Here is a 16706-nt window from a genome sequence, read left to right as displayed (position 1 = left end):
TCTGTCCGGGCCCGCCCCGGTTTTCATCAGCTTGAGGACAATATGATTGCTGCGCCGCAGCATTACAAGTTTTTTCTTGCTGCAGCGCAGAATAATTTTAGTTTCAATTTGAAATCAGCGACTTGCCTTGACCAAAACATACGTCCCCGGAGCTGCGCATAGACGGGGATGGTCCGAATCACCGGTATCGCGGGCCGGAACCTGCTTGCCGGACCGCTTCTTCAGCCAAGCCTCCCACATCGGCCACCATGAACCTTCGTGGAAGTCGGCCTCTTTCAACCAGCTGTCAGCGTCGGCCTTCATATCAGGGTTGGTGTAATGGCCGTATTTCTTCTTGCTGGGCGGGTTCACGATGCCTGCGATATGGCCCGATTCCGAGACCACGAAGGTCTTGGATTTCGATCCCGTCTGCTGCACACCGCGATAGCAGTCTTTCCAAGCCGCGATGTGGTCGGTCTCGCAGGTGATCGCCATCAGGGGCACGTCAACGTCCTTAATATGCAGCTTGTGCCCCATCAGCTCGAACCCGTCGGTGACGAAATCGTTGCTCTGACAGAGACCGCGCAGATACTGGATCGCCATCCGGCCCGGCAGGTTGGCCCCGTCCCCGTTCCAATACAACAAATCAAAGGCGGGCGGCGTTTCGCCCATCATGTAGTTGCGGATAGCCGGCGTATAGATCAGGTCGCGCGACCGCAGGAAGGACATGGTCCGCCCGATGATCCACGCCTTGAGCACGCCGTCTTTCGAAACCTGATCCTCGATCCCATCGACGAAATCGTTCTGCAGGAAGGGCGTGAACTCGCCCTGCTCTCCGAAATCGGTCAGCGTGGTGAAAAAGGTCGCCGATTTCACCGACTTGTCGCCGCGTTGTTTCATCAGCGACAGGGTCAGGTTCAGCGTCGTCCCCGCGATGCAATAGCCCACTGCGTTGACCTGCTTGACCTTGCAGATCTTCTTGGCCTCTTCGATGGCGGTCAGGAACCCGTCCTGAATATAGTCCTCCATCCCGATATCGGCATGAGAGCTATCGGCATTGACCCAGCTGACCACAAACAGGGTATAGCCCTGCTCGGTCACCCATTTGATCAGGCTGTTCTGCGCCTTGAGGTCAAGGATATAGAACTTGTTGATCCACGGCGGGAACAGCACGATCGGCGTTTCATGCACCGTCTCGGTGACCGGCTTGTACTGGATCAGCTCCATCATCCGGTTGCGATAGACCACATCGCCGGGGGTGGTGGCGATGTTGCCGCCGATCTCGAACGCGCTTTCGTCGGCCAACCTGACAACCATCTCGCCATCATTGGCCTCAAGGTCCGACACAAGGTTCTCCAGCCCCTGGATCAAGGACTGCCCCTCGGTCTCGATGGCCTTTTCCAGCGCATCGGGATTGGTGGCCAGAAAATTCGTCGGCGCCATCATGTCGATAATCTGTTGCGAGAAATACTGAAGGCGCTGTTTGTCCTTGGTATCCAGATCCTCAACCGAAGCAACGGCTTGCGAGATCGCTTCGGCATTGGTCTGATACTGCTGGCGGATCAGGCGGAAATAGGGGTTGGTTTCCCACATCGGGTTGGAAAACCGTTTGTCCTTGGACGGAGCCTCGGGCGCGCTGGTTTCACCACCCGTCATGGCTTTCTGTGCCTCGGCAAAGTTCAGAACAGACTTTCCCCAGTACTCGATCTGATGCTGCAGCAGCTTGGTCGGGTCCTGAAAAGCCTCGGTCCAATACGCTGTTGCTGCTTTCGCAAAAAGCTCTTGATTCGGGCCGTCCAGCGCCGGGGTGTGCGGCGTTTTGCCAGCCATGACCTCTATCAGACGCTTGGACAATTCTTCGACTTTGCCCATATTTTCCTTAAGCCGATCAATATGTTCATCGGTCAGCTTGGGTGTTTGGCCGTCAGTAGTTGTCATTTTAACAATTCCCACTTAATCTCGCTGCTATGCAGAATAACGTCGTGGGCGTCGGGGGGCAAAGCGGCGAATGGTCCGAACTCTCAGGCTACTACGCAGGAGGCACATTCGATGCGCTACATGATGACCTACGACCTGATGGAAACCATGCGTAACACCAACCAGTGGCTTGGTGCAACCGCAAGTGCCATGGCGTCCTACCCGTTGTTTTCTATGTCGCCCAACCCGGCCTTCAACTGGATGGCTGCCTGGGGTGAAGTGACCGAACGCACATTTCAGCGCATGGTGGTCAAGCCCGACTGGGGTATCCGCACCTTTACATGCGAAGACGGTAAAGACCATCTGGTCGACATCACGACCGTTTTGGAACGCCCCTTCGGTGACCTGATCCATTTCCGCGTCAACGGACGCGAAGAGCAGCCGCGCAAGGTTCTGCTGGTGGCACCGATGTCGGGCCACTATGCGACCCTGCTGCGCTCGACCGTCAAAAGCCTGCTGGTCAATTGCGAAGTTTACATCACCGATTGGCATAACGCGCGCGATATCCCCGTGTCCGAAGGCAAGTTCGATGTCGAGGATTACACCCTCTACCTTGTCGATTTTATGAAAGAGCTGGGGCCCGACACCCATGTCGTCGCCGTCTGCCAGCCCGCGCCGCTGACACTGGCCGCCACCGCCTATCTGGCCGAGGTCGAGCCCAAGGCCCAGCCCAGCACCCTGACCCTGATCGGCGGCCCCGTCGATCCCGACGCCACCCCGACCGAGGTCACCGATTTTGGCCGCCGCGTGACCATGGGCCAGCTGGAAGAAACCATGATCCAGCGTGTGGGCTTCAAATACAAGGGCGTGGGCCGCATGGTCTATCCCGGCTTGCTGCAGCTGGCCTCGTTCATGTCGATGAATGCGGAACGACACAGCAAGGCATTCTCGGATCAGATTCAGCGGGTGATCCGCGATGAAGCCTCGGACCACGACGCGCATAACCGATTCTACGATGAATATCTCGCCGTGATGGACATGACGGCTGAATTCTACCTGTCGACGGTCGAACGGGTTTTCAAGAACCGCGAGATTGCGCGCAATGAGTTCGTCGTTGCCGGGCACAAAGTCGATATCGGCAAAATTACCGATGTTGCTGTGAAGTCGGTTGAGGGCGCGAATGACGACATCTCAGCCCCCGGTCAGTGTATCGCAGCGCTGGACCTTTGCACCGGCCTGCCGGACAGCAAGAAGGCCAGCCATGTCGAACCCGGAGCGGGCCATTACGGCATCTTTGCGGGTCGCAGCTGGCGCGACAACATCCGCCCGCTTGTGATTGATTTCATGAACGAAAACAGCCGCAAGGCACCCCGCCGCCGAGCCGCGAACAGCAATAAAGTTGCATGAGTGATCCAGACCCGGGTGCGGTTTCGTTTTCCTGCACCTGCGGCGCACTGCAAGGCCATTTGACGTCAAACGGCGTCAAACGCGGTACCCACGTGGCCTGTTTTTGTAACGATTGCCGCGCCGCACAGCTGTATTTCAAACAACCGGATCCCGCCCCCGGACCTGTCGATATTTTTCAGACCACGCCCGAGGAGATTTGCATCCAGTCGGGCCGCGAACACCTTGCCGCGATGCAACTTGGGCCAAAGGGAATGATACGATGGTACGCCGGGTGCTGTGGTGCGCCTTTGGCAACGACCCCGCAGACGGGCAAGTTCCCTTTTGCTGGTTTTGACGTCAAACGTCTCGATGATCCGTCAACACTGGGCCCGATCACCACACGTGGGTTTGTTCCGCAACCCGGAGGCAAACAAAAACATGAAATGCTGCGATATGCTGCTTTCGGTTTGCTCAACCGCTTTGTCAGATCGCGCCTGTCTGGCAATTGGAGAACCTCACAGTTCTTCTTGGCGCAGACCGCCGCACCTACAGTCAAACCGACCATCCTGACCAAAGACCAACGCGCCGCGCTATATCGCTAGAACAATTTGAGCGGAACCTGCAACCACTCGGTCAGCGCGGTGTTTACGGCCTCGGGGGCTTCCAGCGTCGGCAAATGACCTGCGCAATCCAGCGCGAGGAACTGAGATTCGGGTATCATATCCGCCATGAAGCGCTGTCGCCTCACCGGTGTAAGCGTGTCGTGTACACCGCATAAAACCAGCGTCGGCACCTTGATCAACCGCAACGTCGCCTGCTGATCCTGCCGCCGCTGCAACGCCCGCATCTGCCGGGTGAAAAGGTCCGGTCCCAGATCATTCGCCATCTGGATGACATCGTGCAAGATGGGAATACGCTGAGGCCCGGGTGCCAGTGCATCTGACCCCATCACGCTCCGCATCACATCATCTATCCGTCCAGCTTGCGCACCGACAATCAATTCCTCGCGCCCCGCCGCGATATGCGGTGTATCTGCCTGTGCGTCAGTCGATATCAGGCACAAACGCTTTATCCGCTCGGGCGCACGTCTGGTAAGTTCCAGCGCAACCATCCCTCCCAAACCATGCCCTGCAAGCGCGAACCGCTGAGGCAGTTGGTCCAGCAGCCCCGAAGCGATCTCCTCGATCCGCTCTCCGCCGGAAACCGGCGCAATCATCACCGCCCTGTCCTGAGAAAGTCTTTCGATCTGCGGACGCAACAATCTCGCATCGCTCATCAGACCGGGCAGAAAAACCAGCGGCTCAATCACGCGGGGCCCCTCTTGTTCGACGGTTCAGTCGTTCTTGCTTTGCCTCAGGATGCGAAGTTTGCCAGCACGCAGCAAGCGCAAAATTCACGGTAAAGGAATTCCGCGAAAGGCAGGGAAATCAGCGTATCGGGTCCGCCGCTGTGCAAGCGTTTCGGCAGGCTCATCCCCCGCGCGCAACAAACAGCCGCGCGGTGCGATGTAGCTGTCGATCCTGCGCCGCGGCCTTGGCCGCCAGACCAGATTGAACGCGCAAAGCTTAGGAAAAACCAGATCTCGGAATAGTCCAGATGATCATGCATCCACCACGCCAGATCGCGCCAATCCCGGCCCGCCGCATAACGGTCCGCAAACCACGGTATCACCACCGAAGCCCCCGCAACCCGCGCCTCCCCCTGCCCCCAATCCCAGATATGGCACTCCAACGGGTTGTCATTGCGGGCACAGTTCAGGCGGTTCTCATTGCCGAACCGGTTCAGCGACGGCGAGCGGTACCCCGACCGCACCGCAACCCGGCCAAAGGTCTCCTCCAGCGGGTCCATCAGCGTTTCGCAGAACGCCCGCCCGGTCTCAATCGCAAGATCGGGGTTCTCGGGGATGTTCTGTTTCTGGTGAAAATTCCCGATCTCGGAATACAGGAAATCGCGCATGAAAAAATGCTTCGAAAGACGCACCCGGCCCAACGTCTCAAGACTCCAGATACTGCCGGGTTTGCGCATCACTCGATCCCTTGATCGGCCAGCCATTCCAGCATGCCCGAGACCGCAGCATCGGTCTGACCCGGGGACATCAGCCGCCCGGCAACCACGTGCGAGGACGGATCATCCCCCGCCCCCATGGTCACAAGTCTAACAGTCGACGGCCCGCCCCACGCGTCTGCCACCTTATGTGTCAGATCGGGGCGTACCACCTGATCGTCATCCGAGAACCAGAACAACGCGGGCACCCGTGCCCCCGAAAAGTCCAGCGCATAAACCACATCGACCAGCACCGACATCGGCACCACCGCTTCCCATGGATAACGCAAAGTCCAGTATTGGCTGCGCTCCGCATCAGACCCTGACACATCCCGCTCGTCTCCCATCAACAATGGCAGCCAACTCCGCGCCCACGGCAAGGACGGAACCCAGGCGGCCCTCGTATTCACACCGAAATTCGGCGAGACAAATATCATAGCGGCTACATCTTGGCTCAATTCAGGGTCCAAAGCCGCAGCAGCAGCCAGGGTACCCCCGGTCGATGTCGATATCACGATAACCCGATCGCCGACCGCGCGCGCTGCAGCCAGACCTTCAGCCACATCCTGCATCCACCCCGATGCGGTCGCCTCTCCCAAAGCGGCTCCGCTTCTGCCATGGCCTTGCAGGCGGGTGTAGACCAAGTTGGCCCCCAACGCATCAGCGATCCTGTCGGGAACGGGTCGGATTTCCTCGGACGACGCTGAAAACCCATGAACGTACAAAATCGCATACTGCGTGCGGCGCTCATAATGCCCATCCTGCCAGACCACCCGCTTCTGCACACCGGGAACAATGTCATCGTAAGCGGCCTCGGTGCTTTCAAAATACACCTGCACCCCTTCGCCGAACTTGCGGGGATCAAAGCGCGGATGCAGGTCGACATGCTCGCGCGGCCCAAATGCGTAGATTGCGCCGCCAACCAACACCAGACACAGCAGGATACGGCCCAGCACCCGGCCCAAGCGCTGTATCATGCCGCCCCCATCACATCCGCGATAGCTTGCTCAATCAAAGTAAGGCACGGGCCATCCGAAAATCGGTGATCGGCATCTTTGACCAAAAGCAGACGCATATCAGGACCTGTCGCATGTTCAAGCAACCGAAACGCCGTTTGCGTCGACACCGCCGTATCCGCTGTTCCTTGCAAAAACCGCACCGGAAAGCCTAACGCCAGCGGCGCGCGCAGCACCAGACGCTGACGGCCATCTTCAATCATCCGCTTGGTGATGACATATGGCTCCATATAATCCGAAGGCAGCTCCACCTGCCCTTCGGCCTCCAGAACAGCCTTCTGCTCGTCCGAAAAGGACGCCCAATACCCATCTTCGGTAAAATCAGGCGCCGCCGCAATGGTCACCAGCCCGGCCACGCGCTCGGGCATCACACGCGCCAGCAACAACGCCTGCCAACCGCCCATAGACGACCCCACAACGATCAAAGGCCCCTCGGTCAGCCGCGACACAGCCGCCAGAACATCCTCATGCCAATCCCCGATACAACCATCGGTGAATGCACCAGAACTCTCACCATGCCCCGAATAGTCAAACCGCAAAAACGCCTGCCCCCGCGCCCGCGCCCAGGCCTCAAGATGCACCGCCTTGGTGCCCTCCATGTCCGACTTCAAACCGCCCAGAAAAATCACGGTCGGCCCGGCCCCCTCACTCTTGTGATACGCCAACCGCCGCCCCTGCACCGTCTCCAGAAACTCTGTCTCAGCCATAAAAACCCTCTTCACTTTCCTGATATCATGCACGCCCCCCGCCCAAGTGCAATTCCGGGATCCCCCTTCATCTGGCCAAAAATATCCCGGGGAGCGCGAGGGGCAGCGCCCCTCGCCCCAAGCCTTGACACGCGCACCACCACCTGCCAAAGCAGCGCGACACACATAACCCGCAACCGGGCGTTCAGTGGGCGCCAAACCGACGAGGAGAGCCAGACCATGGCCCTGGATTCAAAATCCGTCTCTCTTACCTTCCCCGATGGCAATGCACGATCCTACGATGCCGGCGTCACGCCCGCGCAGGTGGCCGCCGACATATCGACCTCGCTGGCCAAAAAGGCCATTTCTGCAACGGTCGATGGCAAGCATTGGGACCTGCAATGGCCCATTGACGCCGACGCTCAGATCGCCATCCACACCATGAAAGACGAGGCTCAGGCCAATGAGTTGATCCGGCACGATCTGGCCCATGTCATGGCGCGCGCCGTGCAGGAAATCTGGCCCGCGACCAAGGTCACCATCGGCCCGGTCATCGAAAACGGCTGGTACTATGACTTCGACCGCGAAGAGCCGTTCACGCCCGAAGATCTCGGCCTCATCGAGAAGAAGATGAAAGAGATCATCAACAAGCGCGACCCCGTGACCACCGAGGTCTGGGATCGCGACCGCGCGATCGAATTCTACAAAGCCAACAATGAGCCCTATAAGGTTGAGCTGATCGAGGCCATCCCGGGTGATGAACCTCTGCGCATGTATTGGCACGGCCACTGGCAGGACCTCTGCCGCGGCCCGCACCTGCAGCACACCGGCCAATTGCCGGGTGACGCGTTCAAGCTTATGTCCATCGCCGGTGCCTATTGGCGCGGCGACAGTGACCGCGCCATGCTGCAACGCATCTACGGTGTGGCATTCACCGGCAAGGAAAAGCTGAAAGCCCACCTGCATATGCTGGAAGAGGCCGCCAAACGGGACCACCGTAAGCTGGGCCGCGAGATGGACCTGTTCCACATGCAGGAAGAAGCCCCCGGCCAAATCTTCTGGCACCCCAATGGCTGGACCATCTACACCCAACTTCAAGACTACATGCGTCGCCAACAGCGCAAAGGTGGATATGTCGAGGTCAATACACCGCAGGTCGTTGATCGCAAACTGTGGGAAGCCTCAGGTCACTGGGACAAGTATCAGGAAAACATGTTCATCGTCGAAGTAGACGAAGAACATGCCCGCGAAAAGGCAATCAACGCCTTGAAGCCGATGAACTGCCCCTGTCACGTTCAGATTTTCAACCAGGGCCTGAAATCCTATCGCGACTTGCCTTTGCGCATGGCTGAATTCGGATCGTGCAACCGATACGAGCCATCGGGCGCGCTGCACGGCATCATGCGCGTGCGCGGCTTTACCCAGGACGATGGCCATATCTTCTGCACCGAAGATCAGATCGAATCTGAAACCGCCGAGTTCATTCGCTTCCTGTCGGCGATCTACAAAGACCTCGGGTTCGAGAACTTCTCGGTCAAATTCTCCGACCGCCCTGAAAAGCGCTCGGGTTCAGATGAGGTCTGGGACAAAGCCGAAGCCGCCCTGCTCAGTGCCACCCGTGCAGCCGGGATCGAGCCAGAACTAAATCCGGGCGAAGGCGCCTTCTACGGCCCCAAGCTGGAATTTGTTCTAACTGACGCCATTGGCCGGGACTGGCAATGTGGTACGCACCAGGTCGACTTTGTTTTGCCCGAAAGGCTGGACGCCACCTATATCGGCGCAGATGGCGGCAAACACCGCCCGGTCATGCTGCACCGCGCGACGCTTGGCTCGTTCGAACGCTTCATTGGTATCCTGATCGAGGAACACGCGGGCAAGCTGCCCTTCTGGCTGGCCCCGCGTCAGGTCGTGGTCGCCTCGATCACGTCTGAGGCCGACGATTATGTGGCCGAGGTGGTTGAGACCCTCAAGGCCTCCGGTGTCCGCGCCGAGGCGGATATCCGCAACGAAAAGATCAACTATAAGGTCCGCGAACACTCGGTCGGTAAAGTGCCCGTGATTTTGGCCGTTGGCCACCGCGAGGTCGAAGATCGCACCGTCAGCGTACGCCGTCTGGGCGAAAAACAGACGCAGGTTCAACCGCTTGACTCTGTAACAAATGAGCTTTCCCAAGCGGCAACGCCGCCGGATCTGCTGTAACATTCGGCAGCATATTGCCTGAAATCCGGCCCCAATTACCGGGCCGGATTGAAACATTTCTATTTTTCCCCTTCAAAAACAGTTTGTTAAGGCGCAAGATGGCATGACTATCTTTGACGCGCTTGTGAGACACGGGCTCGTGAATTCAAACACGGTGTCCAAGCCACTAACTTGATTGGTGTCACAAGCAGACAGACACAGTCAGCAAGAGGATTAACTCGAGATGTCAAACACCGCAAAAACCCTTGTTATCGCAAGCGCAGTTGCAGCTGCCGTATCGGGCGCCGCCACCACCGCAACTGCCCAGGCGAAAGAGAAATGCTATGGCGTGTCGCTGGCCGGTCAGAACGACTGCGCCGCAGGCCCCGGCACCACCTGTGCGGGCACCTCGACCGTCGACTATCAGGGCAACGCATGGACCCTGGTTGACGCAGGCACCTGTGCCGATATCGAGCTGCCCAAGACTGCAGACGGTTCGGACCGCAAAGGCTCGCTCGAGCCGCTGGATCGCGACCTGCCCGCATAAGGTTGTCCGAATGAATTGCGAAGGGCGGGCAGGTTCGCCCGCCCTTTCGTGATGATCAGAGGATTTGCAGATGTTGGATGATGCACTGAGATCGAACAGGTTGCCTGCAGCGCCCGGCGTTGGCTACAAACCGCAGCATTTTTCGCAGATCCTTGAGCAGGCAAAGCCTGTGGCATGGCTGGAGATTCATGCCGAAAACTACATGGGCGACGGTGGCCGCCCTCTGGCGCAGCTGCGCCATCTGTCCGAACAATTCCCCATTTCGGTCCACGGCGTCGGCCTGTCCATCGGCGGCGAAACCCCGCTGGACACTGATCATCTGGCCCGCCTGAAACATCTGGTCGGCTGGCTGAACCCCGCCAGCTTCTCGGAACATCTGGCGTGGTCGACCCATGACAGCCACTTTCTGAACGATCTGCTGCCCCTGCCCTATACCGACGCCACGCTGGCGCGGGTCTGCGATCATATTGATCAGGTACAGGAGGTTGTCGGGCGGCAGATGCTGCTGGAAAACCCCTCCAGCTATCTGGCCTTCGAGGAAAGCACATGGTCCGAGCCCGATTTCCTGCGCGAAATCGCCCGCCGCACCGGCTGCGGCCTGCTTCTGGATGTGAACAACGTCTTTGTCTCAGCCACCAATCTGGATTTCTCGCCGCAGGGCTATATCGACGCCTATCCGCTGGATCAGGTCGGCGAAATTCATCTGGGCGGCCATGATGAGGATGAAGACGATCACGGCCACCCCCTGCTGATCGACAGCCACGGGCGCGAGGTGGTCGATCCCGTCTGGGCGCTGCTGGACTATGTTCTGGACAAGTCCGGCCCCAAACCGCTGCTGGTCGAATGGGACACCGACGTGCCCGACTGGCCCATCCTGCGGGCCGAGGCCGAACGCGCCCAACAAGCACTGGACCGCGTGCCCGCATGAGCGTGTCGCAGACCACCTTCCACAGCGCCCTGCTGGATGCCGGCCAACCCATCCCCGACGGGTTGCTCGACGCCGACGCCCAACCCGCCGGGCGTCGTTTCAGCGTCTACCGCAACAATGTGGCCGTCTCGCTGACCGAAGCGATGCATCAGGCCTTTCCGGTGATCACCAAACTGCTGGGATCGCAGAACATGGACGGTCTGGCCGGTATTTTCCTGCGCCAACACCCGCCCTCGTCCCCGTTGATGATGTTCTACGGCGAAGACTTCCCGGCCTTTCTGCAAGGAATGCAGCAGCTCTCGCATCTGGGCTATCTGCCTGATGTCGCACGGCTGGAACTGGCGCTGCGCCGGTCCTATCACGCCGCCGACGCGCCGCCCATCGAGGCCGACGCGCTGGCCCTCCCGCCCGAAGACCTGATGCAAGCCAAGCTGGCCCTCGCCCCCGCAATGCAGGTCCTGCGGTCGGATTGGCCCGTCCACGCGATCTGGCGGTTCAACACCCAAGACGACGCCCCCAAGCCGCAGGCCGAGGCGCAGGATGTGCTGATCACCCGCCCCGAATACGATCCCGAACCCCATCTGCTGCCTGCAGGCGGCGCGGCGTGGATCACGCGGATTCAGGACGGCCAAACCATTGGCGACGCATTCGAGGCAACCGTGGCGGAAACGCCCGAGTTTGACCTGGGAACCACTCTGGCTCTGCTTTTACAAGGCAGTGCAATAACTTCTGTGACTATCGAAAGGCTGGAAACATGACTGCCCTGATCTCAATTCACAATAATGTTCTGGGGAAGCTGGACGTTGTTTCCGGCTGGCTGACACCCACTCTGGCCCGATTGGTCTTTGCCGCAACCCTGCTGATTTATTACTGGAATTCAGCCTCGACAAAACTCGGCAGCGGGTTTTTCGGCTTCCTCTTCCCGTCCGACGGTGCCTATGTGCAAATCTTCCCCAAAGCGATGGAGGCCGTCAGCTATGACAGCTCGCAACTGGGCTTCTTCCACTGGATCGTTGCTCTGGCTGGAACCTGGGCCGAATTCCTGCTGCCCGCGCTGGTGCTGGTAGGCCTGCTGTCGCGGCTGGCGGCCCTGGGCATGATCGGCTTTATCTGGGTGCAGACCATCGTGGACGTCGCCGGGCATGGCGCGCAACTGGGTGAGTTCTTCACCGCCGCACCCAATATTCTGGATCAGCGGACGATGTGGACCTTCCTGCTGCTGGTGATCGTGATCAACGGCGCGGGCCCTCTCTCGGTCGACCGGGCGCTGCGCCTGAAGTAAGCTAGAAATGCGCCTTGGGCTCGTCCGGTTTACCTGCGGCGAGCCCAAGCAAACCCGCCACGCCCGCGAATGCGATCGGGAACATGGTAAAGACGCCGAAGCCAAAGGCGTAATACATCCCTGCCGCCGAGATCATCAGCAAAACACCCCCGACCAGCGCGCGGGCATGGGCCATCGCGCCGCCGACAATCGCCAACAGTGGGGCCATGATCGAGGCCGTCTGGATCAGGCCGGGGTTGTCCACCTGCTCGGCGATGCCGTCGATCTCACCAAAGCGGTCGATGAACTCGACAAAGCCGTAGCCGAAAAATCCCACGATCATTCCGATCAGCCCGGCGATCACGCCGAGTATCATGGCTGCGTTGCGCATAAACAGGTCTCCGTATTGCCCCTGAATCACATAGGCAGTCGTTCAGGCAACACCAAGCCCTGCGCGGGTTTCCGGTGTCCAGCCCAGATACATCTGCCCGTCCGCCTCGATCAGCGGCCGCTTCATCAGCGTCGGGTGATCCGCCAGCAGCTCAAGCACCGGCCGATTGCGCGCGTCCTCGTCCAATCCACGCCAGGTTGTCGAACGGGTGTTGAGCAAGGCTTTGCCGAAAATCCCGAACGCCTGCGCCATCACATTTTCCGGCACACCCTGCGCCCGCACGTCCACGAATTCGGCATCGGACAGAGATTTCAACGCCTTACGGCAGGTATCGCAGGTCTTTAACCCATATAGACGCATATTTAGGCTGGCCCCATGTTTGCTGGAAATTCAGGCAAACCCAAAGGCCCGCCCCGGTTATTCTTGATTTTTTACTTCACCGTGCAATGTTGAAAAAGACGAAACACGCAATCCGGGCTGTATCGTGTGGGCGAACAGTGATGTGTTGCGGTCTTGTCATGACGGCCCCCACCAATTTGTGGGACAACGTGTAAGTAGAAGGAGACACGGGAAATGCCAACCGGCACCGTGAAATGGTTTAATACGACCAAAGGCTATGGTTTTATTGCACCCGACGAGGGTGGCAAAGATGTGTTTGTTCATATCTCGGCCGTAGAACGATCCGGTCTGACCGGACTCGCTGACAATCAGAAAGTCTCGTACGAGTTGCAGGACGGACGTGATGGCCGCCAGATGGCTGCTGATTTGAAGCCGCTTTAAAAGCAAGGCCCGCAACGGCGGGAAGGTTAAACAAGGTTAGCGGCCAATTTCCGGCCGTTAACCGTAAGAACCGACAAAACGCGCCCGCGTAGGGACGCGCAATGTGGTTTGTTTGATTGTCTCAACCTTCGCGAATAACCGCTTCGAACTCGCGCCACTCACGCGCGGTCATGCCCGAGTTCTCTTGCGTGACCGCCTCGCCCGCGATCATCCTGCGCAGGCAGGTGACCATCTGGGCTGACAGATTCACCGCGCCAAGGCGATAGTCCTCGAACGCGCGGAATGCAAACGGCACCCAGTCGGCCACGATCTTGCACATGGTTTCGGCATAAACGCGGATTTCATACTGCGCGTGCGGATCCGCCCGCAGACGCAGGAAGTGGAACAGGTTGTGCAGGTCCACTTTCCAGTACCACTGCGTGTAGATATTGGCTGGCAGGTTCATCCGCGCCAGTTCACGCGCCAGACCCTGCTGACCGTCCTGCCCGATCATCGCCTCGTAATTGTCATAGCAACGGGCGCTGTCCGCCTTGAGGATTTCCAGAACCCGCGCGGCCTCTTCCCCTTGCAGCGTGTCACCGCGACCCTGATTGTTGACCTCGGACTGCGCGGCGACGTGTTCGGGCGCCGGGATATAGAATTCACGATCCAGAATCGAATACCGCGCCGAGTATTCATTCACATTTGCCGTCCGGTGCCGGATCCACTGACGGGCCACAAAGACCGGCAGTTTGACGTGCAGCTTGATCTCGCACATCTCGAACGGGGTCGAGTGCCAGTGCCGCATCAGATAGCGGATCAGCCCCTCGTCATTCTGCACCGATTTGGTGCCCTTGCCGTAAGACACCCGCGCCGCCTGACAGATCGCGGCATCGTCGCCCATATAGTCGATGACGCGGACAAAACCGTGATCCAGAACCTGATGCGCGGTATACAGGTGGTCTTCCATACCTTCGGCGACGACACGGCGGGTCGGGCTCGATTGTGCGCGTTGAGCTTCGATCTCGGCCAGTTGGTCGGCAGACAGCGGCATGAAATTATCCTTTCCAGCAATGAGTCGCTGACCACTATATATCGGTCAGCACGGCATCGGAACCGCGATATGTGCGGCGTACCGCGTAAATCTCAAAATGTGTCCGACCGACCCCTCGACATGGGGTGACGGCGCGCTAAGCTGCTGAACATCACAATCAAAGCAAGGAAAACCGCGATGGGGCTGACATATCTTCACACCATGGTCCGCGTGAAGGATCTTGAGAAATCCATGGCATTTTATGCGCTGCTGGGCCTGAAAGAGACCCGCCGCTATGAAAGCGAAGCGGGGCGGTTTACGCTGGTTTTCCTCGCACCGCCGGGTCAGGAGGACGCCCCGATCGAACTGACCTACAACTGGGACGGCGACAATGACTTGCCCAGCGACAGCCGCCATTTCGGACATCTGGCTTACGGCGTCGACAATATTTACGAGACCTGCAAGCACCTGCAGGACAATGGCGTCGTGATCAACCGCCCGCCGCGCGACGGGCGTATGGCCTTCGTGCGCTCACCCGACAACATCTCGGTCGAACTGCTGCAGAACGGCGAGGCGCTGGAACCGGCTGAACCCTGGTCCAGCATGGAAAGCACCGGTCACTGGTGATCCGCTGGCTGACAACGCTGGGGCTGGCCGGATCGGGCGGCTCCCTCTGGGCCGAGCCCTGCCGTCTGGCGCTGGCGCTTGCGATGGATATATCGACCTCGGTGGATGCCGCCGAAGATGCGTTGCAACGCAAAGGGCTGGCCGCCGCCCTTATCGCGCCCGAGGTTCAGGAGGCGTTCTTTCTGTCCCCGCAACCGGTTGCCCTGGCGGTCTACGAGTGGTCAGGCCGCTCCAATCAATCTCTTCTGCTGGATTGGCAGGTGATCGAAACCAGCGCCGATCTGGTAGCCGCTGCGCATCGTATCGGGTTGTCCAAGAGGTCCGCAAATGATTGGCCAACCGCGATGGGGCATGCGCTGGCTTACGGGGCGCGGCTGATGCAACGCGCGCCGCGCTGTCTGTTTCAGACCATCGATATTTCTGGCGATGGCAGGAACAATGACGGCTACGGGCCGCAGATCGCTTATAAACACTTTCCCTTTGCGAACACGACGGTCAACGGGTTGGTCATCAACGCCGCCGATTTCGAAGGTGAGATAGACCTGATCCCCTTCTTTCAAAACAACGTTCTACATGGCCCCGGAGCCTTTCTGGAGATCGCCGCCGGGTTCGAGGATTTCGAACGCGCCATGCGCCGCAAGCTGGAGCGTGAGCTAAAAGGTCTGGAGCTTAGCGAATTCGACCCAAACGTGTCCGAATGATTCGCACGCTTGCCATCACTCTGTGCCTGATGGCCAGCCCGCTATCGGCCCAATGCCGACAGGCTCTGGCGCTGGGTTTGGACGTGTCCGGCTCGGTCGATAGCAATGAGTATCGGTTACAGCTGGATGGCCTGGCAGCCGCCCTGCGCCGCCCTGAGGTCACCAGTCTGATCTTAGCCAACTCCGCCACTTACGTCCGCCTTATGGTGTTTGAGTGGAGCGAACCGGGCCATCAGCGCATTTTGCTGGACTGGACCGAAATTCGCTCACCCGATGACCTGCAACAGATCGGTCAGAGGTTGAACAGCACTCAGCGATCCTCGGCCCCGCAGGGGACTGCGGTTGGGTCCGCAATGATGGCCGGGGCCGACCTGTTGGCGACACAGACCGACTGCTGGCGGCGCACACTTGACCTGTCCGGCGATGGCAAACACAACCTTGGACCACATCCAAGCGAGGTTAAGGAGGCGCTGCAAACCTCTGGTATCACCATCAACGCTCTTGTCATCGGCGCCGACGACCCCGCCACCGGCGACGTTCGCTATGTGCAGGTCGGAGAGCTTTCCGCCTATTACAGCACCTGGGTCATTCTGGGGCCAGATGCGTTCGTCGAGGTCGCGTTGGGCTTCGAGGCCTACGCAGAGGCGATAACCCGCAAGCTGATCCGGGAGCTGGAAGGGATCGTTTTGTCCAACACGCCAGTACCCTCAGTAGATATAGCGGATCTGGTCCGTCCAATAACGCTCGACCCGTCGGAGTGAACTGGTAATCTCTTCGATCCCTTCGGCGCCGATCACGCCACGGCTTTGCAGCCCCTCGGCATGGCGCAAGAACAGTTCGGCCACAACGTCGCGTATCTCACGCCCGCGCGGGGTCAGTCTGACGCGCACAGAACGGCGGTCAATCTCGCAACGCTGGTGGTGCATATAGCCCATCTCGACCAGTTTCTTGAGGTTATAGCTGACATTGCTGCCCTGATAATAGCCGCGGCTTTTCAGCTCACCTGCCGTCACCTCATGGTCGCCGATATTAAACAAAAGCAGTGCCTGCACCGCGTTGATCTCTAACACGCCGACGCGTTCGAATTCATCCTTGATCACGTCCAGAAGCAATCGATGCAGACGCTCGACCAGCGCCAGCGCCTCAAGATAACTGGTCATGAACCCCTTGGCTCCGGGCGCGGAGACCTGCATTTCCATACTCATCCGATCCTCCGATTCACTCGCGCTGTTTCCGGCAGGATGGCGCGAATTT

At 59.1% G+C, this 16706-nt stretch carries 19 protein-coding genes and 1 pseudogene; 11 read left to right on the top strand and 9 right to left on the bottom strand.

Annotated features, from left to right (window positions below):
* Positions 1-114: 114 nt before the first annotated feature.
* Positions 115-1917 carry a PHA/PHB synthase family protein gene (locus ACR3EN_RS12670; RefSeq protein ID WP_480821451.1) on the bottom strand — a complete coding sequence of 601 codons (1803 nt, stop codon included), beginning with the start codon at positions 1915-1917 and terminating at the stop codon, positions 115-117.
* A 111-nt stretch (positions 1918-2028) separates the two neighbouring features.
* Here ACR3EN_RS12670 and phaZ point away from each other — a divergent pair, with 111 nt between their 5' ends.
* Together phaZ and ACR3EN_RS12660 are read left to right on the top strand one after the other, a co-directional pair.
* Positions 2029-3303, top strand: a complete 1275-nt coding sequence (phaZ, locus tag ACR3EN_RS12665) for a polyhydroxyalkanoate depolymerase (protein WP_480821449.1) — start codon at positions 2029-2031, stop codon at positions 3301-3303.
* A complete protein-coding gene (locus ACR3EN_RS12660) occupies positions 3300-3884 on the top strand; it encodes a DUF6151 family protein (RefSeq protein WP_480821447.1) in 585 nt (194 codons plus the stop codon). The genes phaZ and ACR3EN_RS12660 overlap by 4 nt, the downstream gene beginning before the upstream one ends.
* On the opposite strand, the gene ACR3EN_RS12655 is transcribed toward ACR3EN_RS12660, so the two are convergent.
* The 4 genes and pseudogenes from ACR3EN_RS12655 to ACR3EN_RS12640 all read right to left on the bottom strand — a co-directional run bounded on the left by ACR3EN_RS12655 (position 3881) and on the right by ACR3EN_RS12640 (position 7048).
* On the bottom strand, positions 3881-4591 hold the full coding sequence (locus ACR3EN_RS12655) for an alpha/beta fold hydrolase (RefSeq protein ID WP_480821445.1): 711 nt from the start codon (positions 4589-4591) through the stop codon (positions 3881-3883). The two genes, ACR3EN_RS12660 and ACR3EN_RS12655, sit on opposite strands and share 4 nt — an antisense overlap.
* A gap of 84 nt (positions 4592-4675) precedes the next feature.
* A pseudogene (locus ACR3EN_RS12650) lies at positions 4676-5307 on the bottom strand (hypothetical protein).
* The gene (locus ACR3EN_RS12645; protein WP_480822401.1) at positions 5307-6299 is read right to left on the bottom strand and encodes an alpha/beta hydrolase; all 993 of its coding nucleotides are present in this window, start codon (positions 6297-6299) and stop codon (positions 5307-5309) included. The pseudogene ACR3EN_RS12650 and the gene ACR3EN_RS12645 overlap by 1 nt, the downstream one beginning before the upstream one ends.
* The gene (locus ACR3EN_RS12640) at positions 6299-7048 is read right to left on the bottom strand and encodes an alpha/beta fold hydrolase (protein ID WP_480821441.1); all 750 of its coding nucleotides are present in this window, start codon (positions 7046-7048) and stop codon (positions 6299-6301) included. The genes ACR3EN_RS12645 and ACR3EN_RS12640 overlap by 1 nt, the downstream gene beginning before the upstream one ends.
* Before the next feature lie 219 nt (positions 7049-7267).
* On the opposite strand from ACR3EN_RS12640, the gene thrS reads away from it, so the two are divergent.
* From thrS to ACR3EN_RS12615, 5 genes are all read left to right on the top strand, one after another.
* A complete protein-coding gene (gene thrS / locus ACR3EN_RS12635) occupies positions 7268-9226 on the top strand; it encodes a threonine--tRNA ligase (protein ID WP_480821439.1) in 1959 nt (652 codons plus the stop codon).
* Between the two features lie 223 nt (positions 9227-9449).
* The gene (locus tag ACR3EN_RS12630; RefSeq protein WP_170683089.1) at positions 9450-9752 is read left to right on the top strand and encodes a BufA1 family periplasmic bufferin-type metallophore; all 303 of its coding nucleotides are present in this window, start codon (positions 9450-9452) and stop codon (positions 9750-9752) included.
* 70 nt (positions 9753-9822) lie between these two features.
* Positions 9823-10680, top strand: coding sequence for an MNIO family bufferin maturase (gene bufB / locus ACR3EN_RS12625; protein ID WP_480870869.1), 858 nt, complete (start codon positions 9823-9825; stop codon positions 10678-10680).
* On the top strand, positions 10677-11438 hold the full coding sequence (locus tag ACR3EN_RS12620; RefSeq protein ID WP_480870871.1) for an HvfC/BufC family peptide modification chaperone: 762 nt from the start codon (positions 10677-10679) through the stop codon (positions 11436-11438). The genes bufB and ACR3EN_RS12620 overlap by 4 nt, the downstream gene beginning before the upstream one ends.
* Positions 11435-11962 carry a DoxX family protein gene (locus ACR3EN_RS12615; protein ID WP_480529358.1) on the top strand — a complete coding sequence of 176 codons (528 nt, stop codon included), beginning with the start codon at positions 11435-11437 and terminating at the stop codon, positions 11960-11962. Before ACR3EN_RS12620 ends, ACR3EN_RS12615 begins: the two co-directional genes overlap by 4 nt.
* Before the next feature lies 1 nt (position 11963).
* On the opposite strand, the gene ACR3EN_RS12610 is transcribed toward ACR3EN_RS12615, so the two are convergent.
* Positions 11964-12332 (bottom strand): hypothetical protein, encoded by a 369-nt coding sequence (locus ACR3EN_RS12610; protein WP_480529357.1) that lies wholly within the window; start codon positions 12330-12332, stop codon positions 11964-11966.
* A gap of 42 nt (positions 12333-12374) precedes the next feature.
* Positions 12375-12692 (bottom strand): ArsC/Spx/MgsR family protein, encoded by a 318-nt coding sequence (locus tag ACR3EN_RS12605; protein WP_480821431.1) that lies wholly within the window; start codon positions 12690-12692, stop codon positions 12375-12377.
* A gap of 213 nt (positions 12693-12905) precedes the next feature.
* Between ACR3EN_RS12605 and ACR3EN_RS12600 the strand changes: the two genes are divergently transcribed.
* Positions 12906-13112 carry a cold-shock protein gene (locus ACR3EN_RS12600; RefSeq protein ID WP_008758035.1) on the top strand — a complete coding sequence of 69 codons (207 nt, stop codon included), beginning with the start codon at positions 12906-12908 and terminating at the stop codon, positions 13110-13112.
* 121 nt (positions 13113-13233) lie between these two features.
* Here ACR3EN_RS12600 and thyX read toward each other — a convergent pair whose 3' ends face one another.
* Complete coding sequence (thyX, locus tag ACR3EN_RS12595; protein WP_480821429.1) at positions 13234-14145, bottom strand: FAD-dependent thymidylate synthase; 912 nt, start codon at positions 14143-14145, stop codon at positions 13234-13236.
* A 177-nt stretch (positions 14146-14322) separates the two neighbouring features.
* Between thyX and ACR3EN_RS12590 the strand changes: the two genes are divergently transcribed.
* The 3 genes from ACR3EN_RS12590 to ACR3EN_RS12580 are packed head-to-tail and all read left to right on the top strand — an operon-like array spanning position 14323 to position 16213.
* Positions 14323-14751, top strand: a complete 429-nt coding sequence (locus tag ACR3EN_RS12590; protein ID WP_480821427.1) for a VOC family protein — start codon at positions 14323-14325, stop codon at positions 14749-14751.
* On the top strand, positions 14748-15452 hold the full coding sequence (locus ACR3EN_RS12585) for a DUF1194 domain-containing protein (RefSeq protein WP_480821425.1): 705 nt from the start codon (positions 14748-14750) through the stop codon (positions 15450-15452). The genes ACR3EN_RS12590 and ACR3EN_RS12585 overlap by 4 nt, the downstream gene beginning before the upstream one ends.
* Positions 15449-16213 (top strand): DUF1194 domain-containing protein, encoded by a 765-nt coding sequence (locus tag ACR3EN_RS12580; RefSeq protein ID WP_480870873.1) that lies wholly within the window; start codon positions 15449-15451, stop codon positions 16211-16213. The genes ACR3EN_RS12585 and ACR3EN_RS12580 overlap by 4 nt, the downstream gene beginning before the upstream one ends.
* Here ACR3EN_RS12580 and ACR3EN_RS12575 read toward each other — a convergent pair.
* The gene (locus ACR3EN_RS12575) at positions 16160-16657 is read right to left on the bottom strand and encodes a MarR family winged helix-turn-helix transcriptional regulator (RefSeq protein ID WP_480821421.1); all 498 of its coding nucleotides are present in this window, start codon (positions 16655-16657) and stop codon (positions 16160-16162) included. The genes ACR3EN_RS12580 and ACR3EN_RS12575 overlap by 54 nt on opposite strands.
* Between the last annotated feature and the right edge of the window lie 49 nt (positions 16658-16706).

Source organism: Ruegeria sp. G7, from assembly GCF_056535465.1.
This window is presented reverse-complemented; position numbering and strand designations above follow the sequence as displayed.

What these genes read in the sequence shown, in the direction of transcription:
- ACR3EN_RS12615 (WP_480529358.1), top strand. Translation starts at nt 11,435, where the DNA reads ATGACTGCCCTGATCTCAATTCACAATAATGTTCTGGGGAAGCTGGAC.
- phaZ (WP_480821449.1), top strand. Translation starts at nt 2,029, where the DNA reads ATGCGCTACATGATGACCTACGACCTGATGGAAACCATGCGTAACACC.
- bufB (WP_480870869.1), top strand. Translation starts at nt 9,823, where the DNA reads ATGTTGGATGATGCACTGAGATCGAACAGGTTGCCTGCAGCGCCCGGC.
- ACR3EN_RS12620 (WP_480870871.1), top strand. Translation starts at nt 10,677, where the DNA reads ATGAGCGTGTCGCAGACCACCTTCCACAGCGCCCTGCTGGATGCCGGC.
- ACR3EN_RS12660 (WP_480821447.1), top strand. Translation starts at nt 3,300, where the DNA reads ATGAGTGATCCAGACCCGGGTGCGGTTTCGTTTTCCTGCACCTGCGGC.
- ACR3EN_RS12600 (WP_008758035.1), top strand. Translation starts at nt 12,906, where the DNA reads ATGCCAACCGGCACCGTGAAATGGTTTAATACGACCAAAGGCTATGGT.
- ACR3EN_RS12590 (WP_480821427.1), top strand. Translation starts at nt 14,323, where the DNA reads ATGGGGCTGACATATCTTCACACCATGGTCCGCGTGAAGGATCTTGAG.
- ACR3EN_RS12575 (WP_480821421.1), bottom strand. Translation starts at nt 16,657, where the DNA reads ATGAGTATGGAAATGCAGGTCTCCGCGCCCGGAGCCAAGGGGTTCATG.
- ACR3EN_RS12610 (WP_480529357.1), bottom strand. Translation starts at nt 12,332, where the DNA reads ATGCGCAACGCAGCCATGATACTCGGCGTGATCGCCGGGCTGATCGGA.
- ACR3EN_RS12580 (WP_480870873.1), top strand. Translation starts at nt 15,449, where the DNA reads ATGATTCGCACGCTTGCCATCACTCTGTGCCTGATGGCCAGCCCGCTA.
- ACR3EN_RS12605 (WP_480821431.1), bottom strand. Translation starts at nt 12,692, where the DNA reads ATGCGTCTATATGGGTTAAAGACCTGCGATACCTGCCGTAAGGCGTTG.
- ACR3EN_RS12640 (WP_480821441.1), bottom strand. Translation starts at nt 7,048, where the DNA reads ATGGCTGAGACAGAGTTTCTGGAGACGGTGCAGGGGCGGCGGTTGGCG.
- thrS (WP_480821439.1), top strand. Translation starts at nt 7,268, where the DNA reads ATGGCCCTGGATTCAAAATCCGTCTCTCTTACCTTCCCCGATGGCAAT.
- ACR3EN_RS12670 (WP_480821451.1), bottom strand. Translation starts at nt 1,917, where the DNA reads ATGACAACTACTGACGGCCAAACACCCAAGCTGACCGATGAACATATT.
- ACR3EN_RS12630 (WP_170683089.1), top strand. Translation starts at nt 9,450, where the DNA reads ATGTCAAACACCGCAAAAACCCTTGTTATCGCAAGCGCAGTTGCAGCT.
- thyX (WP_480821429.1), bottom strand. Translation starts at nt 14,145, where the DNA reads ATGCCGCTGTCTGCCGACCAACTGGCCGAGATCGAAGCTCAACGCGCA.